This is a genomic window from Flavobacterium cheniae, from assembly GCF_004363695.1.
Taxonomy (GTDB): Bacteria; Bacteroidota; Bacteroidia; order Flavobacteriales; family Flavobacteriaceae; genus Flavobacterium; species Flavobacterium cheniae.
In genome coordinates, this window is sequence record NZ_SNZC01000001.1 from 22344 (window position 1) to 46816 (window position 24473).

Consider the following 24473-nt stretch of genomic DNA (forward strand, 5'->3'; position numbering starts at 1 on the left):
AAGCAGTACATTTGGGCAAAATTAAAATTTTGATTTCCTACACAATTTATAAAAACGAAACGAGTACAGAATGGGTTACTTTTGTTCATGGAGCAGGAGGAAGTTCGTCTGTGTGGTTCAAGCAAATTCGCGATTTTCAGAAGCATTTTAATGTATTGTTATTGGATTTGCGTGGTCATGGAGATTCAAAAGAACAATTGAAATCTGCATTCAAGCAAAAATATACGTTTAAAGCCATTGCCGAAGACATTGTTGAGGTTATTGATTTTTTAAAGATTGAAAGTTCTCATTTCGTTGGAATTTCGTTAGGATCAATTGTCATTCGTCAATTAGCAGAAATGCATCCTGAACGAGTGAAAAGCATGATTTTAGGAGGTGCTATTTTAAAAATGAATTTCCGTTCGCAAGTATTAATGCGATTAGGAAATACGTTTAAATATGTGTTGCCGTATTTGGTTTTGTATAAGTTTTTTGCTTTTGTGATTATGCCTAAAAAGAACCACAAACAATCGCGCTTACTTTTTATCAACGAAGCCAAGAAATTGTATCAAAAAGAATTCATCAAATGGTTCAAACTTACTGCCGAAATTAATCCAGTTTTACGCTGGTTCCGTCAAAAAGAATTGAATATCCCAACACTTTACGTTATGGGCGAAGAAGATTATATGTTTTTACCTTCGGTAAAGCAAGTCGTAGCCAACCATGTTAAAACCGCCGAACTTTTCATTATCCAAAACTGCGGACACGTGGTAAATGTTGAACAACCGGTTATTTTTAATGAAGCGGTGATTGGATATTTGAAGAAAAGGTAGGTTGATTATATTAAAAATGGCGGATTTTATATAGGTAAATTAGGAAGTAGTAATTGAAGTAAACTGCTGTTTTGCGTTCGTTTTTTATTTTTCGTTCTCGTTATAAAATTCTAATTCATATTCAGATGCAAGACATTCAAAAGTCTCGTCCTTAAAGAAGAAAATAAAATGTTTCTTATCAGAATTGGAATCGTTAATTTTTACAATCGGACTTGGCATATTTCTGTCTAATCCGCTTTTGATTTCATAAAATTGTCCCCAAGGTAATTCTTTTGGATTTGTTCGATATTGACCATAATAATAACCTTCGTCATTACAAGTATTTAGAGAATATTCCTGACAGTTTTTGAATGAAATTTTTACTTTGTCTCCTTCTTTAAAATTTTCGAACGCATAATGGTTTAAATAGATATCCATTATTAAATTTTCTTCGTCCATACTTAATTCAATTTCCGGCGAAACTGGATCAGCATTCCAATTATTTGTTATTTGGATATAGTCAATCATTTCAGTTTGATTTTTTTTAACGCTGTCATTATTTTTCTTAGTTCCAAATGTTTTCTTTAACCAATTCAATTTCTTTATTTTTAAAGTTTTTCAAAATGACTCACAACGTTCCGGCGCTTGGCTAGTTTGCTAACTTCAGAACCGATTATTTTCTGTTAAGGATAAAATTTCTTGGGAAATGTAAAGGTGTATTTACTACAAAATTCGCAATATTTCCAAAAGCCTGTTAGCAGTTGTGCTAATTTCTGACGTTACTTTTTTGAAACCAATCTTCTAAATCTTTGTCTTGACCACAAACAGAATTTCTAAATTTTCCAATTTCATACTCAACTTGTATAACTTTTTGTTTTCCATTGTATACCTCTTTATTAAAAATATCGCTCGTCGTGCTATAACTTATTTTAGTTTTGTTTTTCTCATACCAATCTTTCCACATTTGGATTTCACTTTCATCAGGATAAGATATAATACCTATATAACTTCCTTCGCCTTTTTTTGTTCCAATATTCGTCAAGCAAATAATTTCTGATAATTCTGATTGATTAAATTTTCTTTTTTCTTTGATTGCTATTTCAGCGTTCATTATTTTTATTAAAATTTGTCTTGGAGCATCAGATTCTTGAGCTTGAACTTTTGTAATGCTAAAAGCAATTAAAATTAAATAAATGGTTGTTCTCATAAATTTATTTTTCAAGCGTTACTGCTAACTTATTTATTATGCTCAACTATTGATGAGTATTTTTTATAATATCAAATATAAATAAATATTTACAAATCCCACAAACTAAAAAATCCCCAATTGCTTGAGGATTTCGTTTATTTTTTAGTTTTGCCTGAGTTGAACTTAAAGCGTTCTACTGGGCTTTCGGGTTTTTGTTTTTTGTCGGAAGGTTTGCCTTGTCCAAATGGTTTTTTAGCAGGACCACTTTTTGGTTTAAATGGTTTTTTGTCGCCTTCTTTTTTAAAATCAGGCTTTTTGTCTTCTTTATAAAGTGGCGCTTTGTTTTTTGCTATTTCGCCTAATACTTCTTTAGGATTTTTAGGTTCTTCCTTAGTACCACGCAAATGAATGACTAATCCGTTTAAGAAATTACGCAATAATTGGTCGCCACATTCCATAAAATTTGGATGGTCTTCGCTTCTAAATACGTTCGCTAATTCACCTTTTGAAACTCTAAAATTAACCAAGTTTAAAATTTCAATAATTTGGTCATCACGTAATTGCAACGCTACGCGTAACTTTTTAAAAATATCGTTGTTATTCATTTGTATAAAATATTAGGTCAAAGATATCCATTTAAATTAAGATTTCTTATTTTTACCGCAAAGAAATAATGTATGGATAGTTACCAAGAAAAATTAAGTCTGTTACAAGAGATGATTGCTTTTGCTTTAATCGATGGCGAATTGCACGATAGAGAGTATGATTTTTTGGAAATGGTAGCCATGGAATTAGAAATTGAAAAACCCGTTTTTCATAAATTATTTGAGAATAGAGCTTCTGTTTCGGTCATTAAAGATGAGTTTCATAGAATTTGTCAGTTTTACCGTTTGGCGTTATTAATGCATTGCGATGGCGTTTTACATGATGCTGAACAAATCAAAATCAACGAAATTGGAATCAACATGGGATTGAATCCGTATGCCATGAAACGCGTATTGAATTTAATGAAAAACTCCCCAAACCGAATGGTCGAGGGAGATGTTTTGTTATCAGTTTTTACTGAACAGCATAATTAATTTTTTAGATATTTCATTAATTTTTTATATTCAATTACTACCAAATTTATAGGCTGAAAAGTTAATATTAGCTCAAAAAAATCACTAATAATAATACATAAAAAAAGCTCCGAAATTTCGGAGCTTTTTTTATGTATTAATTGATTTTAATAAATGAGTTTTGTTGTTTTGGAATTACCATTAATATCTATAACTTTTATGATTAAAGCTTGTTTAGATGCTAAAATATTTTTGATTTGTAATTCTTTGGAGGCAATGTTTTTATTTTCATATAAAACGCTTCCTAAAACATTGTAAACAATAACTTCTCTAATATTTTCAGAAGCTAAAACAGTAATTCCTTCTTGGTTAGTGTAGATTTTTATTTCTGTTTCGTTCGTATTGTTATCACCAATACCAAGCGTTTCATTTTGGTATACTATCTCAAAACGATTATCAAATGTACCAATCTCTGAAGTAAAATTATAAGCTCCATTTGAAAGATTGTGAGTAATATCAGATAGTTTATCTTTAAGGTAAATATGCTGATTACTAAACACTCCATCAGTTGAATCGATTTCAATTTTAAAATTACCAGAATTTAAAGCTTTAAAGCCTAATGGTACAATGTCTTCAACCATAAATGGATTTGATTTTCCTTGAATTACAAATGGTTCATCATCAATGATACTGTAAAGCATCGATTTTGAAGTATCTAAAGGTCTACCATCTATTTGATTGTCATAGTTTTGAGTAGCTCCATCCATGTAACCAATTAAAATTTGGTTATATGAAGTGTTGTCATCATTAAAATTGATCCAAAATCTACTTCTATTCAATTCAGCAGTATTCGTTCTGTAAAATTGTGTGCTTGTTGCGGCATCAACACGTTGTTTGTTTTCAAAATACGCAGTGCCCGCAGAAGTTGCATTAATATAGAATCCTTGCCCTGTTTGTATAGTTCCATTAGGGATTTTGCTACTAGCAAAAGCTGCTGTACCACCTAGAGTAGTGTAAGCTGCAAAATTATTTTGTGGATAAGACCCCAAACTAGCAGGTGTTGTATTTGTCCAAAAATACAATGTACCTATATTTGGATTCTTACCTAAGAAAACATTAGCACTTATAGGAGATGCATAAGGATTTCCTAAAAGGTTATACCCTAGACCAACACTTTGGCTGATATCTCCATTAGAAGGAAGTCCAGTAAATTGACCATTATGAACTGTTGCAGCTGTAAGAGTATTAGCAGCTCTAATCATGTATCCTTTTCCTGGAGTAAAATTAGTAGTTGCATTTACCGAATTATAAGCCGTTGGGGTTGTAGTTCCTGTAAATAGGTATTCGTAAAAACGATTAGATAATGTATTTGGTGAGAAAGATTGCAGTTGTTGACCAACAACAGGTGATGACCAAGCCGTGTAATCTAATCGAACCATTGAAGTGGAGTTTCTTTTCACAGTTATTGAACCAATGTTTGAATCTTTATTGATTTGTCTCAAAGCACCATTGTTCTCAATAATTAAGTTTGAACCGGCATCCACTGTTAATCCACCACCAATAATAAGTGTATGACCACTATTAAATGTTACTTGTGCATTATTTGAAATATTTACAGTACAAGCTGATAAATTACCAGTAGAATTATAGTTTCCTGTAAAATTTGCTTCAACACCTGCAGTAGGTACACCGCTTGACCAAGAACTTCCATTCCAAGTAGTTGAATTTCCATTACATAATGTTAAGGTTAGCTCATACATACCATTACCATGAGTTCCAATAAGTAGTTTGTAATCAGCTGGTCTATAGACTAATGAACTAACTAATGCAAATCCAATTTCATTTGGAGCTTCTCTGGTCCAATCAGTTGTCAGAGGATCTGTTGTACTGAATAAACCTCTACTTGTACCTACGTAATAGATGGTTTGACCTCCAACTTCTGCAATTGCAGCAGATCGAACAGATAAACTTGAAATATTTCTTTCTACTAATGTCCATGTAGGAGTAGCTGCAGTTGCATTAGTCGTTAAGAAAATACTTTGGGTTCCATAGTTTGAATAAGTAGCCAATACAATATTTCTATTTGAAGGATGAATTGCCAATCCTGTTACGATAGATGGAAAACCTAACGTAGCTCCAGGAGGTGTTATGTCAACAGCAGCAGCAAAACTAGCAGCATTTTGTGGGTCATTTAATCTATAAATATGTCCTTCGTCTCCACCTAATAAAAGATAACTTGTAGCAGCGTTATATGTTCCCCAAGTAGTTGAAAATCTTTGGAAAAAATCTGCATCTCCTTGTAATGCGGTTGTTCCCAAATTAGTCCAAGTTCCTGCAGTAACACCTGAAGAATTTGTAGTTCTCCATAATGTATTTTGACCTGCATAATACAATGCATTATTATTACTTTGATCTAAATGAAAATAAGTAACGAATTCACTAACAGAACCTGTAGGTGTAATTGTAGCCGCAGTAGGACAATCACGATATAAGTTACCTCCTTGTGACCCCATAAAGAAAGGAATACATGCATTATTTCTTGAGATAGCTGCTGCTACACCATCACCGCTAAAAACAGAACTCATGTTTGTTAAATTAGCTTCGCCTAAGCTCGTACCACCAGCGGTAGTTCCATTATCTTGTGCTCCCCCAATTACTCCATCAGAACCACTTAACGGGTCAATATTAACATGATAATATTGATAGGTTTGATAATTATTATTTAGATTCGTCCATCCCACAGTTGCTGCATTCAAATCAATAGTTTTATGAATACCACCATCTGTTCCAGAGAAAAGCACGTTAGGACTGAATGGATTAAATTCTAAAGAATGTACATCTGGGTGATGGTTTGTTCCACCTCCATTATTCCATAAAGCATATGTTGAAGGGCCATCATATCCGCCAATCCTTACAAAAGCATCTGTATTTATATTATTTATTTTGTAAGCGTTAGTTCCACCAATTACGACAAAATTTTCATTATCAGGTTTAACAGAAACTACTAAATCGTATGCACCTTGTGAATTAAAAGGGTCATTTCCAGCACTTCCTCCTGCTTCATCTGGTATTTTAGAAGAAAAGTTTGTCCATGTAGCAGTTCCTTGATTCCAACGCCATAAATCCGAATCTCCAGGAGATGGAGTAGAAGCATCTGACAGATAAAGCACGTATAAAATATCTTGATTTGAAGGAGCTAAATCTAAAACAGCTCTTCCTGTTTGATTCCAACCAACTGGATTAGCATCATTAGCAATTCTAGTCCAAGTTCCTGTTGCAGCTCCAGTAGCGTTGTTACTTGTCCAAATTCCTTCACTTGCTACAGGTCCAGAACCTGAAAAAGCAGCATATACTCTTCCTGTATTTGAAATGACAACATCTGTAAGATGTGAAGTGTTGAATCCTCCTGCAGCAATTACTTCTGTTACCCATGTACCAGCAGAGATATCAAATCTATAAATCGCGCCTAATGCGGCAACAAATAAATCTCCTGTTGCAGGATGTACTGCTATTTTAGTTATAATATCAAATCTTTGGTCAAAAGTAAATTCTTGGTTAGCCGCAGGGAATGACATCTGTGTCCAAGTGTTACCACTATCTGTTGATCTCCAAATTCCATGCCCAGCATATAAAGCACCGCTTAAACTGGCACTATTACCTAAACCTTCTCCGGTACTGTAATACCAAATGTTGCGAAATCCAGCTCTTGGATCTTGAGCTATTGAAGATACGTTGTGTTGAGCACTTTGAGAAGAAATTTTGGCCCATGAAGCACCACCATTAATAGTTTTAAAAACTCCACCACTAATAGCACCTGCAAGAATAGTATTTCCAGTCGCATCATTAAGATCAAAAACAACACTTCTAGTTCTTCCTCCTAAATTACCCGGTCCTCTATTTACAAAACTTGGTCCAGATGCTCTTGAAGTTTCACTATTAAAGGAAAGTTCAGCTCTTTCAGATTGAATAGTTTCTTGCAATTTATCATTTGCTGAAATTCTTCCAGTTAACGGATTTACTTGTCTGTAATACTCATACAAAAGTCTACCTTCATTAAATAAAGCTCTTTCTTCTAGAGTTTTTTTCTTTCCAGCTTGTTTTACATAAATTACTTTTCTCTTGATCTTTGAATTTGATTCAGTTGAATTTTCTTTATCCGATTCATTCAATTCATCTGATTTCTCAGTAATTAAGATGTTTTTTTTATTATTGGAAGTTAAATTCTGTTTTGAATCTGTTTTTCCATTAACTTTTATTTCTTGAACTGATCTGTTTGTCTTTTTTTCTTTTATATTTTCACTATGTGACGGAATTAAAAAAAAGGAAGACAATATGATAGCAATCACAAAAACGGTTAGAGTTATTTTTTTTATCATAATTTTAATTGAATTTTGGACTTATAAGCAACAAACATAAAAAAATAAACGAACATAAAAAAAACATTAGTTTTTTAATTAAAATTATGACTGTTATTTCTTATGTAGTCAAGAATTAAAAAGGCAACATCTTCTTTAGTTTCGACTTCAAAGAATAATTCGTCTAAGTCTTCCTAACCCGAATCTTTGATTGAGATGTTTTGCTATAGGTTTTTACTGAACGGCATAATTAAGCGCCAAACTGATTTTCGTTAGCCTTAATGTAATCTACGATTAACGTTACAATGTCTTCTTCAGTTTCGTCTTCAAAGAATAATTCGTCTAAGTCTTCCCAACCAGAAATGATGTTTTCGTCTGCCTTTTCGATGAATTCTATTCTTTTTTCAACGTCAGATGAATAGGCTTTAACTGGAAATAAACTCAATGCTTTTGAAATTAATTCAGCCGTTTTAAATGCTTTAATTTCTTTATAAGATGTGATAACTTCTTCAGCAAAATCACCTGCTTCTGAACTGAAAAAGAATTGAAAACCGCCTTCTCCCATAGCACCTTCAAATAAATCTACAAAAACGAATACTTTTTCTTCATCGGTTAACGAAGAGAAATCTTCTGTTTCTTCTTTTTTCTGCCAAATGATTTCTCCAATAGCTTCAATGATTTTGATTTCGTCTTCTAATTTTAGAATGTTTTCAATTTTGCTCATACTATTTTTATTAATGATTTTAAACTAATAACTAAATTACAATTTTTCTTGTAATGCTTTTATATCGTCACGTAATTTGGCTGCTTGCATAAAGTCTAATTCTTTAGCGGCTTTTTCCATCATTTTACGCATGTCTCTGATTTTCTTTTCTATTTCGGGTTTCGATAAATACAAACTTTCTGGCTCAGCGGCTTTTAACGCTTGATTTTCATAATATTGTGTCGATACAGAATTGTTTCCTAAAGCGCTTCCTAAACTCTTATTCAAAGCTTTCGGCGCTAATCCGTGTTTGGTATTGTAATCAATTTGTTTTTGTCTTCTGTAATTGGTTTCGTCAATCGTTTTTTGCATCGAATTCGTAATTTTATCCGCATACATAATGGCTTTTCCATTTACGTTACGCGCAGCACGCCCCACAGTTTGCGTTAACGAACGATGACTTCTCAAAAAACCTTCTTTATCAGCATCTAAAATCGCAACTAGCGAAACTTCGGGTAAATCTAAACCTTCACGTAATAAGTTAACTCCAATTAAAACATCAAAAATCCCTTTACGTAAATCTTGCATGATTTCCACACGTTCCAAAGTATCTACATCCGAGTGAATGTAGCGACAACGAATCGAAACCTTGGTTAAATATTTGGCTAATTCTTCCGCCATACGTTTAGTTAAAGTAGTCACCAAAACACGTTCGTCGGCTTCGCATCGCAATTGAATTTCTTCAATTAAATCGTCAATTTGATTTGCACTTGGACGAATTTCAATAATTGGATCCAATAATCCAGTTGGACGAATGACTTGTTCTATATAAACGCCTTCTGTTTTCTGTAATTCATAATCAGCAGGTGTAGCAGAAACATAAATTACTTGATTTTGTAAGGCTTCAAATTCTTCAAATTTTAGTGGGCGATTGTCCATTGCAGCCGGCAATCTAAAACCATATTCCACTAAGTTTTCTTTACGACTTCTATCGCCACCGTACATAGCGTGTACTTGCGAAATCGTAACGTGACTTTCATCCACCACCATTAAGAAATCATCAGGAAAATAATCTAATAAACAGAAGGGTCTTGTTCCGGGTTCTCTTCCGTCTAAATAACGAGAATAGTTTTCGATTCCAGAACAGTAGCCTAATTCGCGAATCATTTCTAAATCGAAATTGGTACGTTCTTCTAATCGTTTTGCTTCTAAATGTTTACCTATTTCTTTGAAATAATCGACTTGTTTTACCAAATCTTGTTGGATAGCCCAAATCGCATTTTGCAACACATCTGACGAAGTCACAAACATATTCGCTGGATAAATCGTCAGTTTTTCATACTTTTCAATGACTTGCGATGTTTTTGGATCATAGGCTTCAATTTCTTCGATTTCGTCTCCAAAAAAGTGAATTCGGAACGGTTCATCGCCATAACTTGGAAAGATTTCCACAATATCGCCTTTGATTCTGAAATTTCCAGCTGCAAAATCAGCTTCAGTTCTTGAATATAAACTTTGGACTAAATGATGCAATAATTTAGTACGAGAAATTTGTTGACCTGCTTCTAAATTGATTACGTTTTTTTGAAACTCAACTGGATTTCCAATTCCGTACAAACAAGAAACAGAAGAAATCACAATAATATCTCTACGTCCCGAAAGTAGGGCGGAAGTAGTACTTAAACGCAGTTTTTCTAATTCTTCGTTAATGGATAAATCTTTTTCAATATACGTTCCAGTAACGGGAATAAAAGCTTCGGGTTGGTAATAGTCATAATACGAAACAAAATACTGCACCGAATTATTGGGAAAGAACTGCTTGAATTCGGAATACAACTGAGCCGCCAAAGTTTTGTTATGCGCTAATACTAAAGTTGGACGCTGAACTTCTTGCACCACATTTGCTACCGTAAATGTTTTTCCAGAACCGGTTACACCTAATAATGTTTGGTACTTTTCACCATTTAAAATACCTTTTGAAAGTTTTTCAATGGCTTGTGGTTGGTCACCAGTAGGTTTATATTCGGATACGACTTGGAATTTCATTAACTAAAGCTAAAGAGTTTAATAGGTGTAAAGTTACAAAGTTAAGCTAAGATTTTTTCATTACAGAATAAATTATATATTTGTTCGAAGAGTTTCCCCAAAGCTCTAAATAAAACTTAACTACATGAAAACAAAAAACGCACTACTTTTATTAGTACTTGTTGCTAATTTATCATTTTCTCAAACATTTATTCAGCAATATCAAAATATTGTGAATCAAGCTTCCCAAACGAATATTACGAATTATTTAACTGAATTTGAAGCTTTTGGCGTTAAAAGAAGAGGGACTCCAGCCTTAGAAAACACGTATAATTGGTTGCGAAATAAATACTTAAGTTATGGTTATGCGGCGGGTCAATTACAAGAAGATACGTTTACAAATTCAGGCTTTACTTGTAAGAATTTAATTTTGACAAAAGTAGGGACTGTTTATCCAAATACCTATGTTATTGTTTGTGGTCATTATGATTCAGTTTCAGGAACAGGAACAAATGATAACGGAAGTGGAATTGCAACGATTCTTGAAGTTGCACGTTTATTACAAAATGTGCCAACAGAATATTCTATAAAATTCATCAATTTTAGTGGTGAAGAAGATGGTTTGCTAGGAAGTCAGCATTATGTAAATACGATTGTAAATGGCACAACTCCAAAAATGAATATAAAATTGGTTTTCAATATTGATGAAGTAGGTGGAATTGCAGGAATGACAAATAATTCGATTACTTGCGAACGTGACACCGGTAATCCAAGTTCAAATAATGCTGAATCGAATACGATGACAAATGAATTGATTAATTGTGTTGAATTATATTCGCCGCTAAATGGTGTTTTATCGTATGCTTATGCATCAGATTATATGCCTTTTGAAGAAAATAATGAGATAATAACTGGTTTTTTTGAGACCAACGAATCAACTCATCCACATTCTCCAACGGATTTATTGGTTAATATGGATCCAGTTTATAATTTTAATGTGGCAAAAGCAGCAACTGGCGCTGTACTTCATTTTGCAATTGCATCTACCACTTTAGGAACAAATACATTTGACAATGATTTGCAGATGAGTTTTTTCCCAAATCCTACAAAAGAGATTTTAAATATCAATTTTGGAAAATTAACGAATCAAAAAAGCACGATTAAGATTGTTGATATTAATGGGAAAGTAGTTTTTACTTCAACATTTGAAAATCCTAACATTATTGAAAGAGTCAATCTTCCTAATTTATCAAAAGGAATGTATTTGGTGAACGTTACTTCAGAAAATGCGGAAATAAATAAGAAGATAATTATCGATTAATCCCAATATTTAATAAGATTAACTGTTTTTTTACTAAAATTTGGCATATTAATTGCTTTCGAAAGTGTAAACTTTTACACTATGAAAATATTTTATTTTTTTACATTTTTCTTCTTTACAATTGTTGGTTTTTCCCAAGAATATGTTGGTCAATACTCTAAAAAGAAGATTGCTAAGAACGGAGAATTATTCGAATTTAGTTTGACTTTGAATAATGACAATTCTTACACTATTGAAATTCATCGTAATTTGAATCAATGTAATAGTGTTGATGAATTTTTTAGAGGTAAAGGGAAATGGCAAAAAGAAAATAAAAAGATTCGTTTTTTTCCAGATTTAAGTAACGAAAAGAATGAAATTGATTTATCTGGAGCAACAGCAAGATTTGATAGTAAAAATAAAAAGGTGCTAGTTTTTTTTAATCTGATATCCTCTTGGGATTTAAGTGTCGGAATGCAAAAAATCGATTAATCCCAACATTCCATTAACAATAAATCGCCTTTTTCGTGAGAAATGGAAACAATTCCGTCCTCGGTAACGTGATTGCTGCTTCCGGTTTTATATCCAATTGTTAGCGAATGATTTTCTAAAGGATAAAAAAGATTAGTAGAATGAATTCCCGTTACTTCTCCAATTGGAATTAATGATATTGGCGTGTTTTTAGTATACCATTTTTCAAAAGTGTTTGGCAGTAAAAAAATCTTAGAATGATCATCTAACAACACAATTTTTAGTTGGTTTCTAAATTTAACGATGCTTGTTATGTTTGTTATCGTATGATCGGCGCGTTTTCCGGTTGCCCAAATAACATTTACTGCTTTATGTCCTTTTTCAATAAGATAATCAAAGGCCTTTTCTAAATCGGTTTTATCTTGATTTGGTGTATGAACAATTTCTAACGGATATTGTTTTTCTAAATAATATTCTGGATTAAAACCTCTGTCAAAATCGCCTAATAACACATCAACTTTGATTCCTAGTTCTAAAACACGTTCAATTGCCGAGTCTAAAACAATCACCAGTGGCGACCATTCTAATAACTGACCTAATAATTCTTCACTACAGGAAGCTCCGTTAGCAATAATTAAAGCAGGTTCTTGGTCGTCGCGAACAATGTGATGTGAAGACATTTTTTAGATTTAAAGTCGTAAAGATATTGTTAAAAAAAATCAATTACAAAATCAAGTTCAAGTGCAAAATTCAAAATTGATTTTGTGTTTTAAATTTATTGCACTAAGTAATTAACAGTATCAATTTCAGATAAATGAAAATAACCTAACGGATAATTATTGTTGTTTGTTGTATTCGTAATATTTCCTCTGATAGTAGCAGGAGGTGTTGCAAACGGATTTCCAGAACCACTTCCGGCAATAGTAATCAATTTATTCATGTAATTATGATAGCTTTTAGAAACGCCTTGAACGCTTAAATCTAATGTTATTCCAGGTTCAGTTTCGCTACTGCCGTAAAAACCAAACATTACGTTTCCTTGGAAAAATTCGTCGCTAACCACACCAAATTCAGGAATTTGTTTGTTTGGATTTTTAACACCTAGTAAATAATAATTTTCTTCGGCTCCGTTGTCTTGGTAAAAATATTTGATTTGAATTTCGTCTTCACCACTAATACCAACAACTGTTTCTTGTTCCACAGTTATAATATCTGGAGTTGCAAATAAAGCACTAGAAGCAGTATAAACAGCTCCTTCATAAAGAATTTCTAATCGATATATTTCTCCAATTACTGGCTGAAAATTGGTGCAAACATAATCTCCTGTAGTTGGTACTTCAACAAAGTTGAATACTACGTTTGAACTATTTGTAACAGTAACAGTAGCACCATTTGCAGGAAGAATATTATTAGTGTAAAAATCATTCGTCAAACTTAATTTTATAGTTTGATTTTCGCCTGAGGTTCCTTTTTGCCATTTAATTATGGCATCAATAACCAATTTAGGTTCTGAATTGTTCAAATCAATATCTACAACTTCTTCACAACTTATTGATAAAATTGTTGTGAAAAATAAAACGCTATATAAAAGAATCTTTTTCATGGTTTTAAAATTTAAAATTATAAGAAACTGAAGGCACAATTCCGAAAATAGAAAGCTTAACCGCTTCATTTGCTCCAGTTTCAGCATTTTGTCTAAAAGTTATTGAAGCAGCGTTATAGCGGCTGTATATGTTGTAAATTCCAAAAACCCATTCGCCTTTGAATTTTTTATTTTCATATTTTTTAGGAGTTAAAGTGGCTGAAACATCCATTCGGTGATAAGCCGGTAATCGGTCTTCGTTTCTTGAATTATAACTAGGAACCGTCACACCTTGAAAAACATATTTTCCTGTAGGATAAGTTACAGGTTGTCCTGATTGAAGTGTGAAATTAGCTCCAAAACTCCATTTTTTATTTAATTTATAACTTCCGGTAACTGCTAAATTATGTGTTTTGTCGTAAGCAGAACGATACCAATCTCCATTGTTAATTCCTATTTCTGTTGGTGTTCTTCCAGGAGTTTGTTGTTCTGAACGTGATAATGTATAAGAAATCCATCCGTTTAAGCGACCTTCATTTTTTCTAAGCATCATTTCTAAACCATACGAACGCATTCTTCCGTTTAATAAGACTTGTTCAATAGCTTCATTGGCAATTAAATCGGCACCATCAATATAGTCGATTCTATTTTGAACTTTTTTGTAATACGTTTCTAATTCTAAAGTGTAATCGCCATCTTTAAAGTTTTTAAAATAACCCACAGCAATTTGATCGGCAATTTGAGGTTTAATGTAATTATCGCTCGGTGTCCAAACATCTAATGGAGTAGGTGAAGCAGTGTTAGAAACCAATTGCATGTATTGCACCATTCTATTATATCCCGCTTTTACCGATTGATCTTTATCAATTTCATAGGAAACCGTAAATCGAGGCTCAAAATTAGAATAATCAGCTATTTTTTCATTCGAACCAAAATATTTGGTGCTAGTTGGAGTTGCTTTTTCATAAATTTTCAATTCTTCATCATACAAAACCGGCTGATTGTTGTCGTAATAGTTGATAGTAGAAGCTCCAACTCGATAAAATGAACTAAAACGAATTCCATACATAACGGAAAGTTTATCGGTTAAATTTTGCTCAACTTCGGCATATAATGCGTTTTCAAAAGCGTATTTTTTATCCAATTGTCTAAAGTTGATTGATGAATTTTCATCTAAAGGTTCAATGGTTCCGGGATTAATATCGAATTTTGTCACATTAACACCAAAATTAAATTTCATCTTGTCTGAAGCATAGTATTTAAAATCGTATTTCAAATTATAGTTTTGTATGGTTGATTCCCAATTGAATCCAATGAAATCCAACTCTAATCCATAAAAATAGTTACTATAAATTACCGATAAATTGGAAAACAATTTATCCGAAAACAAGTGATTCCAACGCATGTTAAGTGTTGAGTTTCCATAAATATTTCGGAACGATTCATTTAAGTTGAAAATATCACGTCCAAAATAACCAGATAAATATAAGTTGTTGTTTTCGTTGAGTTTGTAATTCAGCTTGGTGTTTAAATCATAAAAGTAAGCCGAGTTTTTATTATCAGTTAATTTTAAGAATAAGTGAGCATATGAACCTCTTCCTGCAATAAGAAAAGAACCTTTGTCTTTTACAATTGGACCTTCAGCCAATAAACGACTCGAAATTAAGCCGATTCCACCATTCATACTGAATTTATTACTATTTCCGTCTTTTTGATAAACATCCAAAACCGAAGCGGCTCTTCCTCCAAAACGAGACGGAATTCCACCTTTATACAATTTCAAGTCTTTAATCGCATCTGCATTAAAAACTGAAAATAATCCAAAAACGTGAGAAGTATTATATAGCGTAGCTTCATCTAAAAGAACTAAATTTTGATCCGCACCACCACCACGTACATTAAAGCCTGATTGACCTTCCCCAGCATTAGTAACACCTGGCAAGAACAAAAGTGATTTAATAATATCAACTTCACCCATTAAAACTGGCATCTGCTTAATGGTGCTAATCGCTAGTTTATTAACACTCATTTCTGGTTTTTTGATATTGGTCTTATAAGCGTTTTCTGAAATGACAACTTCTTTAAGTTCTTGTTTGCTTTCTTTTAAGCTAAAGTTTTTCTTTACGTTTTGATCGATTTCTAATTTTTCAGAAAAGGTTTCAAAGCCAATATAGCTAATTTGAAGCGTATAATTTCCTTTTGGTAAAGTAATAGAATAGAAGCCGTATTCATTTGTATATGTTCCGATATTTAAATCAGAAACATATACCGAAACACCAATTAAAGTTTCATTGTTGTTAGCATCAGAAACGATTCCACTTAGGGTTACCTTTTCTTGTCCGAATCCCAAAAGTGAAAAAAAGAATAAAAACAAATAAAGTTTTTGTTGTAGCATGATTTCGGTATAGATTTTGTACTACAAATTTCACGAAAAAAATATGCAATAGTTTAAAACAAATGTTAATTTGTAATCAAAAATCAATTATTGTTTTAATTTTACAAAATTCAATGTTATCTCAATGAAGACTAAAATCTTTACGTTACTTTTTATCCTTCAATTTGTGCTGGTTTCAGCGCAAAAAGATTCTCCATTTAAAGCCTCTAAATTAAAGTTAAATTGGGACGAACCTGCAAAAGTTGAAACTCCTTCTAATACCAAATCGTTACCTTATAAAAGTATTTTTGATAAAAATGATGATTATTTGAAAAAGTATTCGATTTTGAATCAGAAAAAAGGAGAAGAAAGTGTAATGGTTCAGAAAAGTGAATTTAAGAATCCAGGTGATGAAATTAAAAGAAAATTAAATAATCAAGATAAAGAAATCAAACCTGAATATCGCTCTAATCAATTTTTAGGAGAATTTCGTGTAATGACTAAGTATGTTAAGGTAGTTTGTCGTGATCATGAATACCCAGATGGTGACAGAGTTCGGCTATTAGTAAACGATAAAACTTTAGTTTATGAAATATTGCTTGAAGCAGCTCCAAAAGAATATTATATTGATATTTCGGAAGGTTTTAATAAATTAGACTTTGTTGCTTTAAATCAAGGTTCTTCAGGTCCAAATACTGCTGCATTTAGTGTTTTTGATGATGCAGGAAATCTGATTACTTCAAATGAATGGAATTTAACAACTGGAATTAAAGCTTCGATTGTAGTTATTAAAGAAGGAGCTAAGAAAACCAAATAAAAAAAAGCGACCCAGTCAGGTCGCTTTTTTGTTGTATAATGTTTGAGTCTTAACTCAATTTTGCTAAAATCGTATTCAAAGTTTCACTTGGACGCATTGCTTTTTCAGTTAACTCAAAACTTGGATGATAATAACCACCAATTTTTTGTTCTTTACCTTGAGCAGCAATCAATTCAGAATTAATTTTAACTTCGTCAGCCGTCATTGCTTCAGCAATTGGAGTAAAAGTTGCTTTCAATTCAGCATCTTTAGTTTGGTTTGCTAAAGCTTGTGCCCAGTAAAATGCTAAGTAGAAATGTGAACCTCTGTTATCAATTCCACCTACTTTTCTTGCTGGAGATTTGTCTTCTGCTAAGAATTTTGCATTAGCTTCATCTAAAGTATCTGCCAAAACTTGAGCTTTTGCATTGTTTTGAGTTTGTGCTAAATGCTCTAAAGAAGCTTGTAATGCCAAGAATTCACCTAATGAATCCCAACGTAAATACCCTTCTTCGATAAATTGCTCAACGTGTTTTGGAGCTGATCCACCTGCACCTGTTTCAAACAATCCACCACCATTCATTAATGGAACGATTGATAACATTTTTGCCGAAGTTCCTAATTCTAAAATTGGGAATAAGTCAGTTAAGTAATCACGTAATACGTTTCCAGAAACTGAAATCACATCTTTTCCTTGACGGATGATTCGTAATGTTTCTTTCATAGCGTCTTTCACATCCATAATGCGAATGTCTAAGCCCGTTGTATCGTAATCTTTTAAGTATTTCTCAACTTTTTTAATGATTTCACTATCGTGTGCTCTGTCTTTATCTAACCAAAAAATAGCTGGAGTATCAGATAAGCGTGCTCTGTTAACTGCTAATTTTACCCAATCTTGAATAGGAGCATCTTTTACTTGACACATTCTGAAAATGTCACCTGCTTCTACTTTTTGAGATAGTAAAACGTTTCCATTTTCGTCTTCTACGTTTACAATTCCGTTTTCTTTTAATTGGAATGTTTTATCGTGAGAACCATATTCTTCTGCTTTTTGAGCCATTAATCCAACGTTTGGCACAGAACCAATTGTTTTAGGGTCTAAAGCACCATTTTGTTTCATTTCATCAATACAAGCCGAATAGAAACCAGCATAAGAACGGTCTGGAATAATAGCGATGGTATCTTCTTCTTTTCCGTCTGTATTCCACATTTTTCCACCACTACGAGCTAAAGCAGCCATAGAAGCATCTACAATTACGTCTGAAGAAACGTGGAAGTTAGTAATTCCTTTTTCTGAATTTACCATAGCCACACGTGGACCATTAGCTAAAGCATCAGCAATAGCTTGTTTGATTTCAGCTTCTTGAGGAATTCCAGCAATTTTATTATATAAATCTTGTAATCCGTTATTTGGATTGATGTCTAATGAATTGAATACGTCAGCATATTTGGTATAAACATCAGCAAAGAAAGTTTCTACTATAGCTCCAAAGATAATTGGATCAGAAACCTTCATCATCGTTGCTTTTAAATGCGCAGAAAGCATTACGTTTTTCGCTTTAGCATCAGCAATAGTTGCTTTAGCGAATTGTTTTAAAGCATTTAAGTTCATCACTGAACTATCTATAACTTCACCTGCTTTTAAATTAGAGAAATCTTTTAAAACAGAAGTTGTTCCATTTTCTGCATTGAAGACGATTCTAAATTTCCCGTCTTTTTCAATAGTTGTAGAGTTTTCTGTTCCGTAGAAATCACCTGAATTCATGTGAGCTACTTCAGTTTTGCTATCTGAAGCCCAAGTTCCCATTTTGTGAGGATTTGCTTTAGCATAGTTTTTAACCGCTTTTGGCGCTCTTCTGTCAGAGTTTCCTTCACGTAATACTGGATTTACAGCCGAACCTAATACTTTACTATATTTTGCTTTAATTTCTTTTTCAGCATCATTTTGAGGCTCTTCAGGGAAATTAGGAATATTAAATCCTTGCGATTGTAATTCGGCAATCGCTTCTTTTAATTGAAGAACTGAAGCAGAAATATTTGGTAATTTGATAATGTTAGCTTCTGGAGTATTTGCTAGTTGTCCTAATTCGGTAAGTGCATCACCAATTTTTTGATCTTCTTTTAAAAACTCCGGAAAGTTTGATAAAATTCTGCCTGCTAAAGAGATATCTCTGGTTTCTATAGCAATGTTTGCAGTTTTTGTAAAGGCTTTTACAATAGGTAAAAACGAATGTGTAGCCAACATTGGCGCCTCATCCGTAATGGTATACATTATTTTAGATTGATTGGACATGAATGTTATGTGTTTGTTTGAATATAATTTGTAAAATCTGCCAAATATAGGAAATTTGAAAGAAATAATTTAAGATAAAGGCTTAAATCTTGCATAAAATTCAATAAAAAATATCTAAGATATTTGTTTGTAAAATATTACAAATAAAATAATTATAATTATTTTTGCTAACTTATAAAATGTATATTTCAATTATTATGAAAAGAATTTTACTCCTTTTCCTGCTTTTTAGCTTTACATCCTATTCGCAAGAAACACTACCTTATGTGAATAATTTCAATAATGTCAATGCATTGACGGGTTGGAATCATTATGCAATTTCAGGAACTGATGATTGGGAACATGGTTTGGCGTCTTTAGAAACCAACCTTAATAATCTAGCTTGGGAAACTAAGCTTCGGGGCACACCAACAACTAGTTCCGTTAGGGTTTTGGAATCGCCTTCGTTTGATTTAACAAATGCAGCGCTGCCTTATGTACTTTCGTTTAAGCATACCAGTAATATAAATTCATCTAATTTTTATTTGGATTACTCTATTAATAATGGAATAACTTGGCAATTGTTTAACCCAACGACAACTTTAAAAAAGAACTGGCAATTTGGTAGCGGTTTTTCCTATTCATCGTCTGGTTATAGTACTGTTTCGGCAATTGACCTTTCTTCTTTACAAGGTAATCCAAATGTGAAATTTAGATTTCGTTTTGTAACCAATTCGTATTGCAATGGTTTTGGTTGGGTTATTGATGACTTTTCTATTGCACCAGAATATTATAATATTTGGGCTTCTCAGGGTAATACTATTGAGATTTCTCCGCTTTGTCCAGAAATTAAAGTTGTTAGTTCACTTAATTTTAGTAACCAATATACTTCCTTTTTTAATGTAACTACTAAATATTATCTGTCTACAGATACTGTCTTGGATGCAGGTGATACATATTTGGATGAAAAAGCTTCAAATATAGCAGGAACTATTTCGGGCTGGGAAAAAATTATACCAACTCCGTCTTCTTTAACTCCAGGACAATATTATATTTTATATGTTCACGATTTTAATAATACAGTTAATGAGAATAATGAATCTGATAATGTATCATATGCATCATTAATAGTAAAACCAATTTATAACCTTCCATTTTTTGATGATTTTGAATCTAATCAACAAAACTGGATAGCTAAACAACATTCAGCAAGTACAATTCCTATGATTTGGGGACTTGGAAAAGGAACTAGACATCATTTAGAAGGAACACATTCGGGTAATTATGCATGGCACACAAGTGGAACTATTAATGAAAATATACCTGAGTATACAAATCAATGGGTAGAGTCTTCTTATTTTAATTTAAGTTCCTTAACAGATCAGTTGTATTTGAGTTTTTGGTTTAAGGATCATTATGATAGTGGAGTTGGGTACTATGATAATTTCTATAAAGTGCAATATATTTCAGGATGTGGAGATTATTGGCAAGATTTGTTCACTATTCCAGAAAACTCTTCGGACGAGTGGGAATTTGTAAATATTCCAATACCTGCCGCAATGGCTTCCTCACAAAACATTCGATTCCGAATAACATTCCAATCAAATTATTTAAAGCCAGAAGGTATTATTTTTGATGATTTATATATTGGTCCTGCAAAAGCTGATTTAACGATTGAAAGAATTGAATTTAATAATAGATTTACTTCTTCTCAACAAGCTTCAGGAGAAATCAAATATTATCTTACTAATAGTGGAAAAGTAAATACTGGGGTTTCTTCTACATCTTTTTATTGGTCTAACGATCAGAATCTTGATGCTTCTGATGTTTTATTAGGACAGCAGGCATACACAGATGTAACGGCAGAAACAGGTCAGTGGGAACAATTTACATTTACTAAGCCGACACAACAAACAGGCGAGTATTATATCATTTACAGCTTAGATGCGGGTAATCAAGTTGATGAGATTTTTGAGACTAATAATATTGGTTTTATTAAAATTGAACAAACTCCAACTCAAGATTTTCCATATTTCAATGATTTTGAAACCCATGCTCAGCATTGGAACCATGATAAAAGTTTAGGGAATGATGATTGGGCTTTAGCTATTCCTAATGGTCAAAATTTAAGTACTGCATTTTCTGGAACTAAGGCATGGATTACTAATGCAAATGGAATTCTTTCTAGTTTAAGTAGAATGCATCTTTATACACCAGTTTTTGATTTATCACAAAGTGTTAATCCCGTATTAGAGTTCGATATGGATACTCATGCAAGACATTACAGAACTGGAGCGATTAATTTAAGTTACTCTATAGATAATGGTGCTACTTGGCAAGTACTTATGCCAATAAATGAATCATATACTAAATGGTCAAAATCTATGAAGTATGACGAAAATTCTGGTTTAGATGTCAATTATATGCAATTTGGCACAGAGCTTATGTTTAGTAGTGGCGAAAGTGTTTTAAGTACACAATTAGATTATAATTCTAGAGATGTTGACAGGAATACACATTATGCTATTAATATTCCTCAACTTAAAGACTATGAAAATATAAGGTTTAGATTTAATGTTACTAAGTTTGATAATGCTAATGATAATTATCCAGATTATGCAAGTGAAGGTTTTTTGTTGGACAATTTTTCAATATCCGAAGCAAGAATTGATTTAGCAGTGCCTTACAGTAAAGATTTGTATGTGAGTTCATTGTCTGATTATATTAATTTTTCTATTGATATTAAAAATAATGGTAATTATATAAGTAATGCTACAGATATTAAGTTTTATTTGTCTTCTGATGCTAACTTGGATGCTAGTGATTACTTATTGGGAACTTCTCAAGTTCCTCAAATTCGTCCTGAGTTTAAACACTACAAGAGTTTGGAATATTCAGTTCCTGCAAATTTTAGTACTTATTCTTATTTATTTTATGTAATAGATGGAGACAATCTTAATCCAGAATCAATAGAAACAAATAATATAGGTTTTTGGGATTTAAAACTAAGCGGAGTAAATGTTTTTCCTTATCAAGAAAATTTTGAAGGAGCTGTTATAAATGGGTGGCATGGATATTCTTATGAGGATAGATATTCACAGTTTTTAGATAATTACCGAACTACTACAAGAATCCCACAAGCAATAGAAGAGGATTTATACAGACGTATATATAATGGAGTTTTAAGAACAGAATACGTTCCTTACGGTTCGTGGCAGAGTTCTCAGACACCTATGTATTATATTCAGAGTCCTGTTTTTGATTTTACAGGACAGACTCAACCGTTGTTCATGGCTTTTGATTATATGTGTATAGGAAGATCATATTACAATGGAGGGAATATGGAATATTCAACAGATGGTGGTACAACGTGGAATCTGATTACAACGGCTAGTGGCCCATCTATAAACTGGTATCCTAATTTTCAGACGATGTCTGAGTTAAATAATGAGCCGGGTTGGTTTGATTTGTCAGGTAAAATTGTGACAGCGAAGATGGATATTTCTTTTCTTCAAAATCTTTCAAATGTTGTTTTCCGATTCAAGTATTATAGTAATATGGCTAGTTCAGCGAATGCCAACAGGGGTTTTAGATTGGATAATTTTGTTATTGGCGATGAAACAGCAGTTGATGGATTTAGTTGTTTAGAAGAAGCTCCTTATGTGTTTAACTTTGAAATGTTTGATCAGACTTGTTGGGAAATTACGGATAATGATCTTACAATTTTAACCGAAAGATCTGGAAGCATGAATTGGGAGATTGTTGATAATTTTGCAAATGTACTAAACAATAAATCTGCTAAAATTGATATTATTGGTTCAGGTGATACCGAAGGCGTTTGGATGATATCACCTAAATTTCAAATGATTGCCGATAATAAGTTAAAATTTAGAATTGCACTCACACAAGTAGGAAATACTAATGCAGCAACTATGGATGCTGATGATAGAGTTGTTCTTTATTATTCTACTAATAATGGGTTAACTTGGTCTTTTTTCCAAGAATGGAATAGTTATACACCGATTTCGAACTTAGGTCAAATGATAAATTTCGATTACTTGCCAAGTTCAGGACATGTTCGTTTTGCTTTTTGGGCAACAAATGGTACTATGAATGATAATATGTCAACAACTTTTTATGTTGATGACTTTGAACTTTATAATGACACTTTAGGAGTAAATGATTTTAATCAAACAGGTCTAAACTATTATCCAAATCCGGTTACTGATGTTTTAAATATTAATTCTGTGACAGGAAGTCTTTTGACTAAAATTGAAGTTTATAATGTTTCTGGGCAATTATTGATGACCGAACTTCCAAATGCTGCTGATTTTGGTATGAATATGTCAGGTTTAAGTGCTGGTGTATACTTTGTAACTGTTAAATCGGAAGAAGGTATTAAGCGATTTAAAGTAGTGAAGAAATAATTAGAATGATTTATTACAAAAAAAGCCTTGAATTATCAAGGCTTTTTTTGTAACAACTATTGTTGTTTGAATTCTATTTTCATATAAAAAAATTAGCTTAGCTATTAATACAATTCGTTTAAAGTAATTAAAAAAAGTATAAAAGACATAAAAAAAGCCACAACAATGTTGCGGCTTTTTATACTTGAGAAAGTACAAATTAGTTTTTGTATCTTCTTTCTTTGATTTTTGCTTTTTTACCAGTAAGATCTCTAAAGTAGTAGATACGAGCTCTACGAACTTTACCTCTTTGGTTCACTTCAACTTTTTGTAAAGCTGGCATGTTAACTGGGAAGATACGCTCTACACCAACAGCTCCAGACATTTTACGGATTGTAAAAGTTTCAGTTGCTCCAGCACCTCTTCTTTGGATTACAACTCCTTTGAAGAACTGAGTTCTAGTTTTTTCACCCTCTTTAATTTCGTAGTACACAGTGATAGTATCACCAGCTCCGAATACAGGGAAATCTTTTTTTGTTACAAATTCGCTATTAACGAAATCAACTAAATTTGACATAATCGTAATTATAAATGTTTGATTCAAAGCAACATACACGGTTATCGTCAGAGGTTGGTTCAAAGTGGGTGCAAAATTAAGTTATTTTATTGAAAATACAAATTTTTGTAGTTTATTTTTAATTATAAAGCACCTTGTTTCGAAAAGAATTCAAAAAAGTATCAATAAAAGTATTGATAATACTATCAATATTAGATGTTTTTTTGACTTGAAATGGATTGATTTCGGGGTGTTTTATGAGAAATTCAGGATTAACAATACTGTAACCCATTTTCCAATCTGAAAAACTGCGTTTTTTTATGGGTTCATTCGTAATTAGAATAATATTTTTATGTCTAGAATCGTTTAAAATTTTTTGGTAAGTCATTTCAATCGCTTCTTTTTCACCTTCAATAATTTGCAAGAAATTACCATCGGCATAAAGCAACAAGCCGGTAATGTTATTATTTGCATTGTTTTTTCTAGATATATCCAATAGACTATTTATCTCTTCATCTGAAAAAACTTTAACTCCAGAACTTAGATAGATAATACGTTGCATTTTTTATCTTTTTAGAGATATAAATTTACGAAA

18 protein-coding genes are annotated in these 24473 nt (G+C 32.4%); 6 read left to right on the plus strand and 12 right to left on the minus strand.

The features are described from left to right. The first annotated feature begins 29 nt into the window (after positions 1-29). Positions 30-812, plus strand: a complete 783-nt coding sequence (locus C8D80_RS00140) for an alpha/beta fold hydrolase (protein ID WP_133607957.1) — start codon at positions 30-32, stop codon at positions 810-812. An 84-nt stretch (positions 813-896) separates the two neighbouring features. Here the strand turns inward: C8D80_RS00140 and C8D80_RS00145 are convergent, their stop codons facing one another. From C8D80_RS00145 to C8D80_RS00155, 3 genes are all read right to left on the minus strand, one after another. Beyond that, positions 897-1388: a hypothetical protein gene (locus C8D80_RS00145; RefSeq protein WP_133606115.1), complete on the minus strand. Its 492-nt coding sequence runs from the start codon at positions 1386-1388 to the stop codon at positions 897-899. 169 nt (positions 1389-1557) lie between these two features. Continuing rightward, positions 1558-1998: a hypothetical protein gene (locus tag C8D80_RS00150; protein WP_133606117.1), complete on the minus strand. Its 441-nt coding sequence runs from the start codon at positions 1996-1998 to the stop codon at positions 1558-1560. A gap of 137 nt (positions 1999-2135) precedes the next feature. Further along, positions 2136-2585 carry a DUF1456 family protein gene (locus C8D80_RS00155; RefSeq protein ID WP_133606119.1) on the minus strand — a complete coding sequence of 150 codons (450 nt, stop codon included), beginning with the start codon at positions 2583-2585 and terminating at the stop codon, positions 2136-2138. A 72-nt stretch (positions 2586-2657) separates the two neighbouring features. On the opposite strand from C8D80_RS00155, the gene C8D80_RS00160 reads away from it, so the two are divergent. Then, the gene (locus C8D80_RS00160; RefSeq protein ID WP_133606121.1) at positions 2658-3059 is read left to right on the plus strand and encodes an excinuclease ABC subunit B; all 402 of its coding nucleotides are present in this window, start codon (positions 2658-2660) and stop codon (positions 3057-3059) included. Between the two features lie 146 nt (positions 3060-3205). On the opposite strand, the gene C8D80_RS00165 is transcribed toward C8D80_RS00160, so the two are convergent. From C8D80_RS00165 to uvrB, 3 genes are all read right to left on the minus strand, one after another. Then, a complete protein-coding gene (locus tag C8D80_RS00165; RefSeq protein WP_133606124.1) occupies positions 3206-7414 on the minus strand; it encodes a T9SS sorting signal type C domain-containing protein in 4209 nt (1402 codons plus the stop codon). 229 nt (positions 7415-7643) lie between these two features. Next, positions 7644-8117, minus strand: coding sequence for a DMP19 family protein (locus C8D80_RS00170; protein WP_133606126.1), 474 nt, complete (start codon positions 8115-8117; stop codon positions 7644-7646). A gap of 36 nt (positions 8118-8153) precedes the next feature. Beyond that, the gene (uvrB, locus tag C8D80_RS00175) at positions 8154-10142 is read right to left on the minus strand and encodes an excinuclease ABC subunit UvrB (protein WP_133606128.1); all 1989 of its coding nucleotides are present in this window, start codon (positions 10140-10142) and stop codon (positions 8154-8156) included. Positions 10143-10266: 124 nt separating this feature from the next. On the opposite strand from uvrB, the gene C8D80_RS00180 reads away from it, so the two are divergent. Then, on the plus strand, positions 10267-11442 hold the full coding sequence (locus C8D80_RS00180; RefSeq protein WP_133606130.1) for a M28 family peptidase: 1176 nt from the start codon (positions 10267-10269) through the stop codon (positions 11440-11442). Between the two features lie 81 nt (positions 11443-11523). Then, complete coding sequence (locus C8D80_RS00185; protein ID WP_133606132.1) at positions 11524-11913, plus strand: hypothetical protein; 390 nt, start codon at positions 11524-11526, stop codon at positions 11911-11913. Here the strand turns inward: C8D80_RS00185 and C8D80_RS00190 are convergent. From C8D80_RS00190 to C8D80_RS00200, 3 genes are all read right to left on the minus strand, one after another. Further along, positions 11910-12572, minus strand: a complete 663-nt coding sequence (locus C8D80_RS00190; protein ID WP_133606134.1) for a thiamine diphosphokinase — start codon at positions 12570-12572, stop codon at positions 11910-11912. The genes C8D80_RS00185 and C8D80_RS00190 overlap by 4 nt on opposite strands. A gap of 95 nt (positions 12573-12667) precedes the next feature. Beyond that, positions 12668-13495 carry a DUF4249 domain-containing protein gene (locus C8D80_RS00195; protein ID WP_133606136.1) on the minus strand — a complete coding sequence of 276 codons (828 nt, stop codon included), beginning with the start codon at positions 13493-13495 and terminating at the stop codon, positions 12668-12670. A gap of 4 nt (positions 13496-13499) precedes the next feature. Next, complete coding sequence (locus C8D80_RS00200; protein ID WP_133606138.1) at positions 13500-15869, minus strand: TonB-dependent receptor; 2370 nt, start codon at positions 15867-15869, stop codon at positions 13500-13502. A 124-nt stretch (positions 15870-15993) separates the two neighbouring features. Between C8D80_RS00200 and C8D80_RS00205 the strand changes: the two genes are divergently transcribed. After that, positions 15994-16665 carry a hypothetical protein gene (locus C8D80_RS00205; protein ID WP_133606140.1) on the plus strand — a complete coding sequence of 224 codons (672 nt, stop codon included), beginning with the start codon at positions 15994-15996 and terminating at the stop codon, positions 16663-16665. Between the two features lie 49 nt (positions 16666-16714). Here C8D80_RS00205 and C8D80_RS00210 read toward each other — a convergent pair whose 3' ends face one another. Continuing rightward, positions 16715-18937, minus strand: a complete 2223-nt coding sequence (locus C8D80_RS00210) for an NADP-dependent isocitrate dehydrogenase (protein WP_133606142.1) — start codon at positions 18935-18937, stop codon at positions 16715-16717. A 197-nt stretch (positions 18938-19134) separates the two neighbouring features. Between C8D80_RS00210 and C8D80_RS00215 the strand changes: the two genes are divergently transcribed. After that, positions 19135-23343 (plus strand): CARDB domain-containing protein, encoded by a 4209-nt coding sequence (locus C8D80_RS00215; protein ID WP_158633804.1) that lies wholly within the window; start codon positions 19135-19137, stop codon positions 23341-23343. Positions 23344-23542: 199 nt separating this feature from the next. On the opposite strand, the gene rplS is transcribed toward C8D80_RS00215, so the two are convergent. Together rplS and C8D80_RS00225 are read right to left on the minus strand one after the other, a co-directional pair. Then, a complete protein-coding gene (gene rplS / locus C8D80_RS00220; RefSeq protein ID WP_133606146.1) occupies positions 23543-23899 on the minus strand; it encodes a 50S ribosomal protein L19 in 357 nt (118 codons plus the stop codon). A gap of 118 nt (positions 23900-24017) precedes the next feature. Further along, complete coding sequence (locus C8D80_RS00225) at positions 24018-24440, minus strand: BLUF domain-containing protein (RefSeq protein ID WP_133606148.1); 423 nt, start codon at positions 24438-24440, stop codon at positions 24018-24020. Positions 24441-24473: the final 33 nt, after the last annotated feature.